Below are 14,940 nucleotides of genomic sequence, written 5' to 3' on the forward strand. Positions count from 1 at the left end.
ATGAGCATGACCATTACGGAAAAGATACTTGCATCACACGCAGGTAAGGCATTTGTTGAACCTGGAGAGATTATCGAGGCAAGGATTGACCTTGCTCTCGCAAACGATATAACAGCGCCATTATCGCTTGAAGAATTTGAAAAGGTAGGTGCTGCAAAGGTTTTTGATAATGATAAGGTGGTATTTGTTCTTGACCATTTTACACCGAACAAGGACATACTGTCTGCTGAAAACTGCAAGAAAATAAGGGAGTTTTCAATAAAGCACAACATCACTAATTTCTATGAGGGTGGACAATGCGGCGTTGAACATGCTCTGCTGCCCGAAGCAGGTCTTGTAATACCAGGCGATCTGGTGATAGGAGCGGACAGCCATACCTGCACATACGGGGCTCTTGGCGCCTTTGCAACAGGGATGGGCAGCACCGACATTACCTATGGTATGGTTACCGGCCATATCTGGCTAAAAATCCCTGAAAATATCAAATTCATCTGCCATGGAAAATGGCAGGAATGGGTTACTGGAAAAGACCTCATCCTCCATATCATAGGAAAGATCGGCGTAGACGGCGCTCTATATGCATCTATGGAGTTCGACGGTGAGGCAATTTCAGCCCTTTCCATGGATTCACGCTTTACAATCGCCAACATGGCCATTGAGGCCGGCGGGAAGAACGGGATATTCAAGGTAGATGACAAGACTCTTGAATATGTGAAGGGAAGAAGCAAAAGACCATACACGGTTTTTGAGAGCGATAAAGATGCTAAATACAAAGAGGTTTATGAGATTGATGCAGGCAGCATAGGCCTTAACGTTGCATGTCCATCATTGCCGTCCAATGTAAAAAACGTGGATGAACTGAAGGGTGTGCATGTCGATCAGGTAATCATCGGATCATGCACGAACGGGAGAATTGAAGATTTGGAGATGGCAGCCAAAATATTAAAAGGAAGGAAAACGGCAAGGCACACAAGGTGCATTGTCATACCTGCCACACCGAAGATTTATGCCGAAGCCTTAAGGCGCGGCCTTTTTGAAATCTTTCTTGATGCAGAATGCATCATATCGCCTCCTACATGCGGTCCCTGCCTTGGCGGACATATGGGTATACTCGCAAAGGGGGAAAGGGCAGTGGCAACTACAAACAGAAATTTTATCGGAAGGATGGGGCATCCTGAGAGCGAGGTTTATCTTGCAGGCCCTGCGGTAGCTGCTGCAAGCGCTATCAAAGGGGAGATTGCACATCCACGGGAGGTTTTATGATACTGAAAGGAAGAGTCTGGAAGTTTGGAGATAATATTGATACGGATATTATTATACCGGCACGATACCTTGCGCTAACTGATCCGAAGGCACTGGGAGAACACTGCATGGAACCTTTGGCGCCCTTGTTTCACAAAGAGGTGAAACCGGGTGATATTATTGTCGGCGGATTCAATTTCGGATGCGGCTCATCAAGGGAACATGCGCCTATTGCCATTTCCGCCCTCGGTATTTCCCTTGTTATTGCAAGGAGCTTTGCACGTATTTTTTACAGAAACGGATTCAACAAAGGGCTGGCGCTTCTGGAGGCAGATATAGCCGAAGATGTTGAAGACGGAGAGACAATAGAGGTCGATCTCTCTTCGGGAATCATCACCTGGAAGGACAAGCAGACCAAGGCAAAGCCGATCCCGCCTTTCATGGAAGAACTTATCAATGCAGGCGGATTAATAAACTATCTCAAAAAAAATCTGGAGGATAAACATGAAAGCATATAATGTAGCTGTTGTCGGAGCAACAGGCGCTGTTGGAAATGAAATGATCAAGACACTTGAGCAGAGAAAATTCCCGGTAAATAAACTGACGCTTCTTGCCTCAGCAAGGAGCATAGGAAAGACATTAACATTTAAAGGGGAAGAGATACCGGTTGATGAATTAACTGAGAATTCCTTTAAAGGCATTGATATCGGATTGTTTTCACCGGGAGGCGCAGTAAGCAAAAAGTTTGCACCTATTGCAGCAGCAGCCGGATGTGTTGTCATAGATAATACGGCCGCCTTCAGGATGGACCCCGATGTTCCCCTTGTTGTACCCGAGGTAAATGCACATGCAGTAAAGGATTATAAAAAAAAGGGAATTATCGCAAACCCGAACTGTTCAACAATTCAAATGGTTGTAGTGTTGAAACCGCTCCATGATGCGGCGAGGATAAAACGGGTTGTAGTCTCCACGTATCAGGCTGTTTCCGGTACAGGAAAAAAGGCAATCCATGAGCTTGAACAGCAGATACTTGCCATTTATGGTAACAAAGATATAGTGAACAAGGTTTATCCATATCAGATAGCCTTTAACTGTCTGCCTCATATCGACGTTTTTCTTGAAAACGGTTACACAAAAGAAGAGATGAAGATGGTAAATGAAACAAAGAAGATTATGGAAGATAATAGTATTCAGGTTACCGCAACCACTGTAAGGGTCCCTGTCTTCTACGGACATTCGGAATCCGTAAACATTGAATTTGAAAGACCTATAAGCCCTGATGAGGCGCGGAAGATACTGAAAAAAGCTCCCGGCGTAAAGGTGGTGGATGATCCTTCCAAAAATAAATACCCCCTTGCAATACACGCTGCAGGCAAGGACGAGACATTTGTAGGAAGGATACGCATCGATGAGTCTATACCCCATGGATTGAATATGTGGATTGTTGCGGACAATATCAGGAAGGGCGCTGCGCTCAATGCGGTACAGATTGCAGAGGTGTTGATAGGCAAGCATCTGTAAGGTGAATAGTGGAATGCAGGGAACGGTCGCAACCGTTCCGTATTGAAATAGTAAAAAGAGACAAATGATGAGTAAAGGACAGGATAAAACAGTTTTATCAGATAAAAAAACAGCATCTTTGCTGAATTTCTGCGACCTGATGTGCATATATGCTCAGACACCGCAGGAGACGGCAGTAGACGGTGCAGGAAGCTGCAGAACCTTTGTTGCGATGTACTGTGATATTAAAAAATCCCTGGTTCATAAGAACATGCCCTGCATGCAGAAGGTCATGCGGGGACAGGACAATGGGAACCAAAAAAAGACCAGGAAAAAGCCAAGTGAATAAGGAGGATTTATAATGAAAAAGGTATTCATGTATATTGCTGTTATATTTTTTGTTTTCAGTTTATCCGGCTGCGGCTACAACACTATGCAGGCTAATGAAGAGGCAGTGAAGGCTGCATGGGGAGATGTTGAAGCATCATACCAGAGAAGAAGCGACCTGATTCCGAATCTCGTTGAAGTTGTCAAGGCCTATGCAAAGTATGAGAAGGAAACACTTCAGGCAGTTACAGAGGCAAGAGCAAAGGTCGGCAGCATACAGGTTTCAAAAGACATGGTCGGCGATCCTAAAACCATGGCCCAATTCCAGGCTGCACAGGGGGCTATGAGCAGTGCACTGTCAAGGCTTATGGTGGTTGTTGAGAAATATCCGGACCTGAAGGCAAATCAGAATTTCATGGATCTCCAGCACCAGCTTGAAGGCACAGAAAACAGGATAAATGTGGCCAGGGTTAGGTATAATAAAAGTGTGCAGACATTTAATACGTCCATACGGATATTCCCGAATAGCCTTACAAACAGCATGCTGCTCCATCTGACGCCTAAGGAAGCTTTTAAAGCTGAGGCAGGAGCGGAAAAAGCGCCGACGGTGAAGTTTTAAAGGCAGTGAATAGTAGATAGTGAATGGTGAACGGTGAAAAGAACCGAAATGATTAGGAAGTTCCTTTTTAAAATACTATTATTTTTTTTGTTTCTTACTATTCACTATTCACTGTTCACTGTTCCCTGTTTTGCTCTTGATGTCCCACCTCTTAAAGGCTATGTAAACGATTATGCAAATATGATCTCTCCTTCCGCACGCACTCAGATAGAGGATGAACTGAAGGCCTTTGAGCAGTCCGATTCAACGCAGGTCGTCATTATTACAATTCCATCTCTTCAGGGGGAGGTACTGGAAGAATTTTCCATTAAAGTCGGCGAAACATGGAAGATCGGTCAAAAAGGCAAGGACAATGGTATTATTTTTCTTGTTTCGAATCAGGACAGGAAGATCCGGATTGAGGTAGGTCGGGGTCTGGAGGGCAGTCTTACCGACCTGACGGCAGGAAGAATTATCGACCTGGTAATAAAACCGAGATTCAAAAGGGGCGATTATGATGGAGGATTTACTGCCGGTGTACATGCTCTCATCGATGCAACACGGGGAGAGTTTAAAGCAGAGGCCAGAACGTCTTCTGCAAGGAAAAAGGGTATTTCCCCTTACTTCACAATTATCTTTTTTGCGGGTGTTGTCCTGCTTTTTCTCGGCAGGATATCAAAGGTGCTGGGGGGTGCAGCCGGAGCTCTTGGATTGCCTGCTGTTCTGTATCTGTTTTTCGGCGCCCCATTGATACTAATTGTGATTTTTGGCATATTGGGTTTAGTAATGGGTATACTTTTACCTCTTTTATTTTCTGCCGGAGGGTTCGGCGGCGGCCCGTGGTTCGGCGGAGGGGGATGGGGAAGCGGTAGCGGAGGAGGAGACAGCGATTTCGGGGGCGGTTTTGACGGAGGCGGCGGCGACTTCGGAGGCGGCGGCGGTTCAGGAGACTGGTAATTTTTAGCAGTTTAGGATTCAGGATTACGATTGTGGATTTTAATGAATAGAATTTCGGCAAAAAAGGTAGTTGAGGAGATTGGAGTTTAAATGCCTATGGGAATTAAACACCACATAAAGTCGGAAAAGTTTTTTTCTAAAGAAGAGAGAGAGCTTATTAAAAAGGCAACCGTTAATGTCGAGTCCCGTACAATCGGCGAGATAGCCGTCATGGTTGTTGACCACAGCGGTTTATACAGGGAAGCGGAAATCATCGGCAGTGTACTTTCATGCAGTTTAATCTCTTTCATCGTAACAGAGATACTCTTTCATATGTCAGAGACAATAGCAGAATTCTTCTTCCATTCTACTATGTGGCTTTTCATCCCTCTGGCTGTAATACTTTTTTTTCCCATCAGGGCTTTATTTAAAAAAATACCCTCTCTGAAATTTGCCTTTGTGGGTAAAAAAAGGAAGGAAGGGGCAGTAAAGGAGAGAGCCTTGCGGGCATTCTATGAGAAAGGCTTGTATAAAACAAAACAGAATACCGGGGTGCTCTTTTTTCTTTCTTTACTCGAAAGAAAGGTATGGGTGCTTGCAGACAAAGGCATTCACGGGAAGATACATCAGAATACCTTAAACAGATTTGCCAATATTGTTTCAAATGGCATAAAAGAGGGGCGCGCTTGTGATGCTCTTTGTGAAGCCATTATGGAAGCCGGGGAACTGCTTGCAAAACATTTTCCTGCTGTTGAAAGCGATGTCGATGAATTACCGGACGATGTCATATTCGATTCAGGAAGAGAAACGGAATAACAATCTGTGTTAAATAAATGGCTTCCAGGTAATGCGTGAAAGCATAAACCTGTTGTATATAACCCCCACAAACGCTTTACTCTCAAACCAGCATTCAATATGTGTGTGCCAGGGGTCGTACGGTATCAGAAGGGATATCCTGCCTGTTTCTTTTTTCAGAAATTTTGCTGTGGTCTCCCAGAGACTTTTTTCAATATACCACTGAGGGAAATCAGACGTAAGATAGGCTATATCAGCTTTTTCCGGGTTTATAATCCGTTTTATCACAAGTACAGCATTATAACCGCCTTTAACCTGCGGGCTTGTCCATGTGCCCCACCATTTGCCTGTTTTCCCGAAGAACTGTTTAATTTTTTCCGGTATTTCGGGATCAGGGTGATCTATATGCATATCATCGGGGACAACAATATCAGGAGGTGCTTGGGCCGGATTAAACATATGCTGTGTATTATATCAGGACGCCAGGCTAAAACTCAAGAGGTTAAGCAACTTTGACGGAGCATGGATTGCCCTGCATTCTCAGGGATCAAGGATTATTTCGTCTGCACAGGACAAGGGATTTTTTTCTATTCTGACCAAATACAGAGGGATCAGTATTGTCAAGCCTAAAGAAAGAATAATTAAGGCCGGACCCAAACCGAGATGATCGGCCAGGAAGCCTACTGTAAAGGCCATAATAGCGGTATAAAATGCGGTCACCAGAGAGCGCACAGACAATGATGTAGCCAGGATTTCGCATGGGACCGTGTCGCTTACATAGGTTACGCTCATGGGAGATCTGAGGTTCTGAATGATAAAAATGCCCATGAACAGAACAATTGCCGTTATATTCCAACCAATAAAGTAGGTCAGCCCGCAAAAAATGCCGAGGCCAAAACCCGTGAGCATTGTCAGATTCAACGGCATGGCGAGCGTTTTAAAACGCGCAGCAAATGCGCCCGAATACCGGCTTGCACGTGCAGTCATCAGATAAATGCAAAAGTAGGTGATGCCGACAAGAATGGCTGAACGCTGTTTCTGCTGCAGAAAGGTTATAAGTGGCAAGGCCAGAGCAAGGCTTTTAATGATGGGCTGGAGAAAATCCTTGACAGCATTGTAAAACCCATCATAAATACAGACATTTGTGGTTGCCCGCAAGGTGCCGGGACCCTTAAAAGTTATCTTAAAACTCTGCCAGATCGTGATGAAGCTCTCTCTGATACTATCTCTCTTATGGATTTCCCCATCAAGCTCCCGGGGATATGAGAGCATTAGAAATAAGTTCAGAATATAGGGTAGAGTTGAAACCAGAAATATAATATCGTAGCGGCCGCTGACAAATACGATCCCTGCTGCAATCAAGGCTGAAATAGCCGAACCGTTTTGCGACCAGGAACGTGTGTATCCATAGTAATCAACTTTATAATCCTGCCAGCCTTTCATCTTAAGGTATTCGAAGATCATAGCCTTGTGGGTACCGCCTCTGAACGCCTCTCCAAAAGCAAACAGGGTCATGCCAAGCATTAAAAACCAATACGCCGAGGCGTAGTAGAAGATTACAAAGGAGATTATATAGGCAAGAAACGAATTAACCATGGCACACCTCCGGCCGAGTGCATCGGCAATCATGCCTGTCGGCACTTCAAGGAGGTTGGTCATAATTTCTCTGTAAGCATAGAGCATGCCTATTAGAGTGTAACTCAGGTTTTTCTCCAGCAAAAACAAGATCAGGAAAGGCTCGAAGAGTTTCAGGTTTTTAAGAAAACCATAGGCGCTGAACCTGACATATTGTAAGTCCTTTTTATATTTACCGGCCATGAGCTGTCTATCGTCTCTGAAAACCACTTATTCCATACCCCGGGAGGATCAGATTCCGGGACAATAGGGACGGATTTTATTTATTAAATTCATCTATTAATTTAGCATTGTTTTTCTTCTTTTCCAAATTATTCAGGCAAGTGTTGGATTATCTGTGTAGTCAGATCTTGCAACCGTACATTTTAAAATAATTATCTGCTGAAAGGAAGCGGTTGATGAACTTGTTTGTTATCTGACTCTTCGATGCTGTAAACCTTAACAACATTGATCATATCCGTAATATTAGCTTTATATCGCCGCGCAATTAACAAAACAGCTCTTCTCTCTTTTTCGTTTTTTACATAGCCGTTCAAAAAGATTTCATTGTTTTTCAATTCTGAAGCCCACACATTCAAACCATATGAGCTAAATTCTTTATTGAGCCTGCCAAAATCAACTATCTTTGGCTGATTCTGTGTTTTTAAACCCGGAACAGAAGTCGTTACGGGCGGTTCCTGCTTCCTGGAAGGTTCCTTTTTCTCCCTGACAATTTGCTTTTCATTTTGTTTTGTAATCTCTTTTTCATTTGCCTTTGTTTTTGGCTCTTCTTTTACCTCATTCATGTCTTTCTTTGGCGGTTCAGCAGGCTTTGGCGGCGGCAGCTCAACTTTTTTTTGCAAAGGTTTTGGAGGTTCAGGGACTTTTTTATTGAAGAAGAATACAAAAAATACAATGAAAATAACAATGACTGCAAGAATGCCTGACAGGAATTTCCAATTTCTCATGTATGTATTATCGCCAATTTCAGCATATACATAAAAAACAACTGTTTTTATTGCACCTTGCTATTGAGGAGTATGAGAAACATGCTATCAAGTAGAGTGTTATATCCATTATGAGACAACACAGTTGCCTGTCCGTCAGGGCAGATAGAGAGGCCGTAAATGAATAAAAGCAAAATGGAATTATATGTTGTATACTTCTTTTCCGACTGTATGAACCCAATTCTGTTTTAATACTTTCTGCGCTTCATCTGTTTTGTCTACTCCGAGTATTACAATTGCGCTGTTGCTTATACGCCCCAGATGAGGGTAAAGGTAGTGGACATTTATACCTGCATTTTTCAAAGGTTTGAGAACTGCGTTCAATCCTCCTGCATGGTCAGGTGTCTCAACGGCAAGAACGTCCGTCTCCTTTGGTGAATACCCGTTAGCTTTTAAAATGTTCTTCGCTTTTGTCGGGTCATCGACAACAAAACGGACTGTGCTGATATCCGATGTATCGGCAACTGATATGGCACGTATATTCACGCCTTCACGCCCGAGAATCTCGCTTACAGCCGACAACGCACCCGGTGTATTTTCAAGACTGATTGATATCTGTTTGATGACCATTTTTTTACTCCTTTATATAGCCTGTCATGGGTCGGGACAATTCAGCAGACTTGAGATTGTATGATTGCCCACAATAATAACGGGAACCTTAAAGGCCCTGCCTCTCAAGCCGGGCAGTTACTCATTCACATAGTTAAAACCAAGATCAAGAGCTTCCTTGTTCATCTTTATCAGTTTTGACTTCCCCTCGCCAAGTATTTCGGAAAGGTGTTTTATCACAAAATCAAAGGAGATAATATTGCTCGCTTTGATGAACGCTCCCAACATAATCATGTTGGCAACTTTTATTGTCCCGAGCTTTTCAGCAAGCTCGCTTGTCGGTATGTTTAAAACCTCGATATCCCTTCTGGCAGCTGATGTATCCACAATCGAAGAATTTGCACAGAGGAGGCCGCCGGACTGAAGGACACTCTGAAACCGTGCAAAGGAAGGCTGGTTCATGGCAACAACAAAATCCGGCTCTGATGCAACCGGCGAAGCAATTTCTTCATCAGACACCACAACCGTACAATTAGCAGTCCCGCCCCGTACCTCTACACCATAGGAAGGCAGGTATGTAACATACTTGCCTTCAAACATAGCTGCATTGGCAAGGGTATAACCCATGGACAGCACACCCTGTCCGCCGAATCCCGAAAAGATTGTCCTTATCAGCATGTTACCTCTTTGATAATACCCAGCGGGAATTGCTTACTCATAACATCGTCAATCCATTTACAGGATTCAACAGAGCTCATCTTCCAGTTTGTCGGACACGGAGAAAGAATCTCAACAAGCGAGAAGCCTGTTCTCTTCAACTGATGCTGGAATGCCCTGGCAATGGCCTTTTTGGCTTTGATAATTGCTGAAGGTTTGTTTACTGCTACACGTTCAAGATAAGATGTGCCATCAAGAAGTGCAAAAACTTCACAGATCTTTACCGGATGACCTGCCAGATTCGAGTCTCTTCCTAAAGGGGTTGTTGTTGTCACCTGTTTATGCAGTGTTGTCGGAGCCATCTGCCCTCCGGTCATACCGTAAACACCATTATTTACAAAAATCACCGTAATCGGCTCGCCCCTGTTTGCAGCATGAAAACCTTCAGCAGTTCCGATTGCAGCAAGATCGCCATCTCCCTGATATGAGAAAACAAGATTTTCAGGCCTTACCCTTTTTATGCCCGTTGCCACTGCAGCGCCCCTGCCATGAGCAGATTCAAGGGTATCTATATCAAAATAATTATATAGGAGCATGCCGCAACCCGCAGGCGCAACACATATGACTGTGTCCCTGAGCCCCATTTCATCCACCACCTCGGCAATAAGACGATTTATGATGCCATGACCACATCCGGGACAATAATGAAAATGTGCTTCTTTGAGGGATTTAGGGCGGGCATAGATCTGTTTCACTACTTTTTCCTCCGCTGTGCCAGATAACAATGACGGGATACAATGCGGGATAACTCAAGAGGCGTGGGGATAACACCTCCGGGACGGCCGTAAAAGTGGATATGTCCCTTGCCGTTTAAGGCAAGTTTTACATCTTCAATCAATTGACCGGTGCTCATTTCAAAGACAAAGAAATCGCTGACCTGCTGCGCTGCTTCCTGAATGACTTTCATCGGGAAAGGCCAAACCGTTATAGGCCGGATCATGCCGACTTTCAGGTTCTCCTGACGAAGCCGCTTAATCGCTCCTCTTGCAATTCTTGCTGCAATGCCATAAGCAATGATTATCATTTCTGCATCATCAATTAGAAATGTTTCGTACCGGACCTCGTTTTGTTCCATGCGCTGGTATTTCCGGAAGAGTTTCCAGTTGTGCTCTTCCTCTTCCTTTGTATCAAAAAGCAGTGACCTGATCATCCTCGAAGGTCTTCCTTTTGCGCCTGTCAGGATATAATCCTTCGGATAGTCTTTCTTCGGTTTGATATTATCAAAGCTTACCGGTTCCATCATCTGCCCGAGCATACCGTCACCCAGAATGATAACAGGATTTCTGTATTCATCGGCAAGATCAAAGGCAACGGGAACCAAGTCGGCAAGTTCCTGCACTGAAGCCGGTGCAAGAACAATTGTCTTATAATCTCCGTGACCGCCGCCTCGTGTAGCCTGTAAATAGTCTGATTGAGCCGGAGAGATATTGCCCATGCCCGGGCCTCCTCTCACCATATTCACAATTACTGCCGGAAGTTCGTCTGCGGCAAGATAGGAGATACCTTCCTGCTTGAGGCTGATGCCTGGACTGCTTGATGATGTCATTGCGCGGGCACCTGCTACGCTTGCTCCAAGAACCATGTTGATTGCAGCAATTTCACTCTCGGATTGAATAAAAACCCCGCCTGTTTCAGGAACCCTTTTTGCCATATGTTCTGTAAGTTCGTTCTGGGGGGTTATAGGATAACCGAAGTAACAGGTGCATCCTGCAAGTACTGCTGCCTCTCCAAGTGCGGCATTGCCGCTCATCAGCTTTCTCAACTTTTATACACCTCTATCGCCACATCCGGACACATGACTGCACAGGTAGCACAACCTGTACACTCCTTTTTTGCATCAAAAGAGGCAACGAAATATCCTTTAGCATTAAGTGTGTTCGAGAGGATTATGGCCTGTTTGGGACAAAACTCCATACATAGCATGCATCCTTTGCAACGTTCCTGCTCGATGTTAATATAAGCCTTCATCAATAAGCAACCGCCTTAAACATTTTCCTGTTCTTGAACGCCCGGATTTTTATCGTTTAAACGTCTTAGAATAGCCTACGAAGATATTGCTTGTCAACTTTTTTCCCATATTTTCCATTAAGATAAATAACGGTGTCATATCAGGTTTTAAATCACATGCAGGTGCATTTCCCGTAGTTTGCCGCTGATTTGCCATCCCGGCGCAGCCGGTGTAATCATCTTTTATAAAACGGCGACATCTCTCTCAGTCTTGCCACAGCCCCCGGCATGATGGAAAGAACATAATCAACATCTTTTCGGTATTTTCCCTTATAAGACTCATCCTGATTGCACTCTGAAGTTGAATTCGCCCTCTCTTGGTCCTTCCCTCTGGTTTACTGCTTTTTCAGCTTCCTCCTGATCCCGATGAGTCCCAGGAGTCCTGAGCCCAGGAGCCAGACTGCCGGGGGTACGGGGACAGGGTTTGCGGCAGTGAGGATGGCCGTATCGACCTTGCCGTCACTTCCTATGAGATCCTGGTAGGAGATATTCCAGATCCATCCTTTCGGTCCGTTGACGGAGGTAAAGGGACGTGTGATACCGTTATTGGCTGTCAGGAAGGTATAGTATGAACCGTTCTGCGGGGTATAGGTACCGTAGAGGACGACCTCAAGGATCCCCTCGAGGCTTGCCGCCCCGGTAATGTGGAGGACATCATGGGCAGCATCTCCCAGTTCTACCTGGAGGATACCGCCTGAAGACTGGATATAGTTCCCGGTGATCGTTAAGGTGCCGGGGGAATTGCCGGGGGCGAGGGTACCGCTATTGGTAAAGGTGGCAGTACTGATGCTTCCTGCTCCCTTAAAGAGACCTGTATTGGTGAAGGAGGTGGCACTGAAGGTGCCGCCGGTATAGTTGAAGGTGCCGCTGTTGGTGATGCCTGGTACGCTCAGGGCGCCTGCCTGCTGGTTGAAGGTGCCTCCCTGAATGTCAATTGTTGCCTGGCCCATGCTGCCGGTGTTGGTGGTGGTCCCTGCGGTTTGGGTATAAGTGCCGCTTCCGTTGATGGTGCCGGAGTTGGAGAGGGTGCTGGAGTTGTTCAGGGTGCCGGAGTTGGTAAGGACACTGCCGCTGTTGTTGGTCAGCGTGCCGGAGTTGGTAAGGGCAGCGCCTGCCTGGTTACTTACAAGCCGTGCGTTGGTGAATACGCCGGTGTTGCTCAATGTACTGCTGTTGGTGATTGTGCCGGAGTTGTTGATTGTGCCGGAGTTGGTCAGCATGCCGTAGTTGTTTACCGCGCCATCGTACCTGTAGCCGTAGGTCATATAGTAGCTGTTGGTCAGCGTGCCGGAGTTGGTCAGCGTGCCGCCGCTGTTGTTGGTCAACGTATAGTAGTTATTCAGCGTGCCGCCGCTGTTGTTGGTCAACATGCCGGCGTTGGTCAGCGTGCTCATGAAATTGTTGGTGAGAGTGCCGTAGTTGTTTAGCGTGCCCGCGTTGGTCAGCATGCTTTGGTAATTGTTGGTGAGGGTCGCGTAGTTATTCAGCGTGCCGGTGTTGGTCTGCCGCCAAGCTCCCGCCATGTCCAGGGCCGCGTAGTTATTCAGCGTGCCGCCGGCGTTAAGGTTCAAGGTGCCGGCTGTGCCGCCGAAGGTGAAGTTGACGCCGAGCTCCAGCGTGCCGCCGCTGTTATTGTTGATGGTGCCGGAGTTGGAGTAGTAGGAACTGCCCGCGGTCAGTTTAAGGATTCCGTAGTTGTTCAGCTTGCTGTAATGGGAGTTTTCCAGTCTGCTGCCGCTGATGTTGTTGATCGTGCCGTAGTTGTTGATTGTGCCGTAGTCATAGTTGACCATCGTGCCGGTGTTGTTGATCGTGCCGGAGTTGTTCAGCGTGCTGAAGCTGGTGTACAGCGTGCCGGTGTTGTTGATCGTGCCGGAGTTGTTCAGTGTGCTTTGGTATAAGGTGCCATAATCGTCTCGTGCTAAATCGTTGTAGATTGAACCGGAGTTGTTGATCGTGCCGGTGTTGTTCAGTGTGCCGCCACCCCATCCGTTACCGGGCCGCCAGGTGTTGATAAACAAATAGCCGCCGCTGTTATTGTTTAAAGTACCGTTATTGTTTAAAGTGCCTGCATTAGCATTGCTCAAATCCCTGTTGTTGTCCAGTATACCGGAGTTATTGAGCGTGCTGTTGCTCTCGTTGTAAATCCTGAGTGAGTTGGTGAGATTGCCGCCGCTGTTGTTGTTCAGTATACCGGAGTTGGTAAGGCTGCCGGAGTTGGTTAGGCTGCTGCCGGTGTTGTTGTCCAGCGTACCGGAATTGAACATTACCCCGCCGGAATTATTGTTCACCGTACCGGAGTTCTTGATCCAGCCCTGATTCCGAAGGATGCTGGAGTTGTTCAACGTACCAGCGTTGCTCTGGGTATATCCTGCCGCAATTGTCAGATATGCGAAGTTCTGCAACGTGCCGCCGGTGTTGAGGTTCACGGTGCCGGAGTTGGCTGCTCCGAGGGTAAGCTCGCGGCGAAGTTCCAGCGCGCCGCCGCTGTTGTTGTTCAGCGTACCGCCGGTAAAGTTGTAGGAACTGCCCTCTGCAAGGACCACTGTGCCGGAGTTTGTGAGCGTGCCGGAGTTTGTGAATGTGCCGGAGTTTGTGAATGTGCCGCCCGATTTGTTGTTCAGTGTGCCGGAGTTGGTAATGGTGCCGGAGTTGATGAGTGTGCCGGAGTTGGTAATGGTGCCGGAGTTCGTGAATGTAGCTCCTGATTGATTGGTAAGCGTCGATCCTGATTGATTGGTAATTGTGCCCGAACTGGATATGATCCACTTGTTGTCAATTGTCCCTGCGTTCGTGATTATACCGCTGCCGTAATTTTCGATCCAGCTCTCAGCGTTAATTCTCAGAGTTGCGCTGGACTGGTTGTTGAAGGCGCCCGAGTTCTTCAGCCATGCCTTGCCCCAGTCGCCTCCTCCGCGATTTGCAAAATCCAGGGTGCCGTAGTTGTTCCATACAGCGCCGGAGTTGTTGATGATGTTCGTACAATCACCCCCACCGCAGTTCCAATCACTGATCCGTACGTCATTGCGGCCGTTGGAATTAACCGTTCCCCAGTTATCGACCCAGATATCTATAGGCCATCTGATTTGTCCATACCAGACCCATTCCGCATAGCGATCGGTATACGTCGCCGTCTGTCCTGCGTAGATGTGATCTGCCGCCTTTGCTGATGTCCCTGTCAGGAGGACGATAAGAAGGAGGAGTAGTATCGTTGTCCAGGTCTTCGCAATGGTTCTTTGTTTCATCATCGTATCTGAGCCCCCGGTGTACTTGTTTTTGTTTGTGTTGTGTGTATCTATGGGAGAGTTGCTGCGATGCAGATACTGCCAGGCATGATGTTTTCCCGTTCTCCCATCTCTCCTGGCAGTCAGGCTGTCATGCGCTTGGCAGGATCCTTTGACTTTCCGTTTCCCCGGGCCGGCGGTATGGCTTTTTCAGGATGTAATTATTGTTATACATTTGCATACATTATGTCAAGAAGAATTCGCCGAACCCATAGGAACCCATTGGGGTCAGATACTGTCATTAATGTCAAGCCCAAAACTCTCCTTTTTTAGTTTTTTTATCATACATCACGATATGGTACTTTACCCTTATATACAGCATGTGCGATAAGAAGCAATTTTCTCATTGCAGCAATAACGGCCA

General features: G+C 46.3%; 16 protein-coding genes. 7 read left to right on the forward strand and 9 right to left on the reverse strand.

What is annotated here, in order from left to right; translation table 11 throughout:
- The 7 genes from leuC (at position 1) to NT010_05285 (ending at position 5,419) form a co-directional block, all read left to right on the forward strand.
- Positions 1-1,263 (forward strand): 3-isopropylmalate dehydratase large subunit, encoded by a 1,263-nt coding sequence (gene leuC, locus NT010_05255; GenBank protein MCX5805463.1) that lies wholly within the window; start codon positions 1-3, stop codon positions 1,261-1,263.
- Complete coding sequence (locus NT010_05260; protein MCX5805464.1) at positions 1,260-1,760, forward strand: 3-isopropylmalate dehydratase small subunit; 501 nt, start codon at positions 1,260-1,262, stop codon at positions 1,758-1,760. Before leuC ends, NT010_05260 begins: the two co-directional genes overlap by 4 nt.
- Entirely contained in the window at positions 1,747-2,763 is a 1,017-nt protein-coding gene (locus NT010_05265; GenBank protein ID MCX5805465.1) for an aspartate-semialdehyde dehydrogenase, read from the forward strand. Before NT010_05260 ends, NT010_05265 begins: the two co-directional genes overlap by 14 nt.
- A gap of 64 nt (positions 2,764-2,827) precedes the next feature.
- Positions 2,828-3,091 carry a hypothetical protein gene (locus NT010_05270; protein MCX5805466.1) on the forward strand — a complete coding sequence of 88 codons (264 nt, stop codon included), beginning with the start codon at positions 2,828-2,830 and terminating at the stop codon, positions 3,089-3,091.
- A 12-nt stretch (positions 3,092-3,103) separates the two neighbouring features.
- The gene (locus NT010_05275; GenBank protein MCX5805467.1) at positions 3,104-3,688 is read left to right on the forward strand and encodes a LemA family protein; all 585 of its coding nucleotides are present in this window, start codon (positions 3,104-3,106) and stop codon (positions 3,686-3,688) included.
- 33 nt (positions 3,689-3,721) lie between these two features.
- Positions 3,722-4,624, forward strand: coding sequence for a TPM domain-containing protein (locus NT010_05280; GenBank protein ID MCX5805468.1), 903 nt, complete (start codon positions 3,722-3,724; stop codon positions 4,622-4,624).
- A 90-nt stretch (positions 4,625-4,714) separates the two neighbouring features.
- Complete coding sequence (locus NT010_05285; protein ID MCX5805469.1) at positions 4,715-5,419, forward strand: TPM domain-containing protein; 705 nt, start codon at positions 4,715-4,717, stop codon at positions 5,417-5,419.
- A 9-nt stretch (positions 5,420-5,428) separates the two neighbouring features.
- On the opposite strand, the gene NT010_05290 is transcribed toward NT010_05285, so the two are convergent.
- The 9 genes from NT010_05290 to NT010_05330 all read right to left on the reverse strand — a co-directional run bounded on the left by NT010_05290 (position 5,429) and on the right by NT010_05330 (position 14,540).
- Complete coding sequence (locus tag NT010_05290; GenBank protein MCX5805470.1) at positions 5,429-5,857, reverse strand: hypothetical protein; 429 nt, start codon at positions 5,855-5,857, stop codon at positions 5,429-5,431.
- Positions 5,858-5,938: 81 nt separating this feature from the next.
- On the reverse strand, positions 5,939-7,243 hold the full coding sequence (locus NT010_05295) for an MFS transporter (GenBank protein MCX5805471.1): 1,305 nt from the start codon (positions 7,241-7,243) through the stop codon (positions 5,939-5,941).
- Between the two features lie 164 nt (positions 7,244-7,407).
- Positions 7,408-7,980 (reverse strand): hypothetical protein, encoded by a 573-nt coding sequence (locus NT010_05300; protein MCX5805472.1) that lies wholly within the window; start codon positions 7,978-7,980, stop codon positions 7,408-7,410.
- 180 nt (positions 7,981-8,160) lie between these two features.
- Positions 8,161-8,589, reverse strand: coding sequence for an ACT domain-containing protein (locus NT010_05305; GenBank protein ID MCX5805473.1), 429 nt, complete (start codon positions 8,587-8,589; stop codon positions 8,161-8,163).
- Positions 8,590-8,706: 117 nt separating this feature from the next.
- Positions 8,707-9,246 carry a 2-oxoacid:acceptor oxidoreductase family protein gene (locus NT010_05310; protein MCX5805474.1) on the reverse strand — a complete coding sequence of 180 codons (540 nt, stop codon included), beginning with the start codon at positions 9,244-9,246 and terminating at the stop codon, positions 8,707-8,709.
- The gene (locus tag NT010_05315) at positions 9,240-9,980 is read right to left on the reverse strand and encodes a thiamine pyrophosphate-dependent enzyme (protein MCX5805475.1); all 741 of its coding nucleotides are present in this window, start codon (positions 9,978-9,980) and stop codon (positions 9,240-9,242) included. The genes NT010_05310 and NT010_05315 overlap by 7 nt, the downstream gene beginning before the upstream one ends.
- On the reverse strand, positions 9,980-11,035 hold the full coding sequence (locus NT010_05320; GenBank protein MCX5805476.1) for a 3-methyl-2-oxobutanoate dehydrogenase subunit VorB: 1,056 nt from the start codon (positions 11,033-11,035) through the stop codon (positions 9,980-9,982). The genes NT010_05315 and NT010_05320 overlap by 1 nt, the downstream gene beginning before the upstream one ends.
- 8 nt (positions 11,036-11,043) lie before the next feature.
- On the reverse strand, positions 11,044-11,253 hold the full coding sequence (locus NT010_05325) for a 4Fe-4S binding protein (GenBank protein ID MCX5805477.1): 210 nt from the start codon (positions 11,251-11,253) through the stop codon (positions 11,044-11,046).
- 374 nt (positions 11,254-11,627) lie between these two features.
- The gene (locus NT010_05330) at positions 11,628-14,540 is read right to left on the reverse strand and encodes a hypothetical protein (GenBank protein ID MCX5805478.1); all 2,913 of its coding nucleotides are present in this window, start codon (positions 14,538-14,540) and stop codon (positions 11,628-11,630) included.
- Positions 14,541-14,940: the final 400 nt, after the last annotated feature.

The organism is Pseudomonadota bacterium (assembly GCA_026388275.1).
Taxonomy (GTDB): domain Bacteria; phylum Desulfobacterota; class Syntrophorhabdia; order Syntrophorhabdales; family Syntrophorhabdaceae; genus JAPLKB01.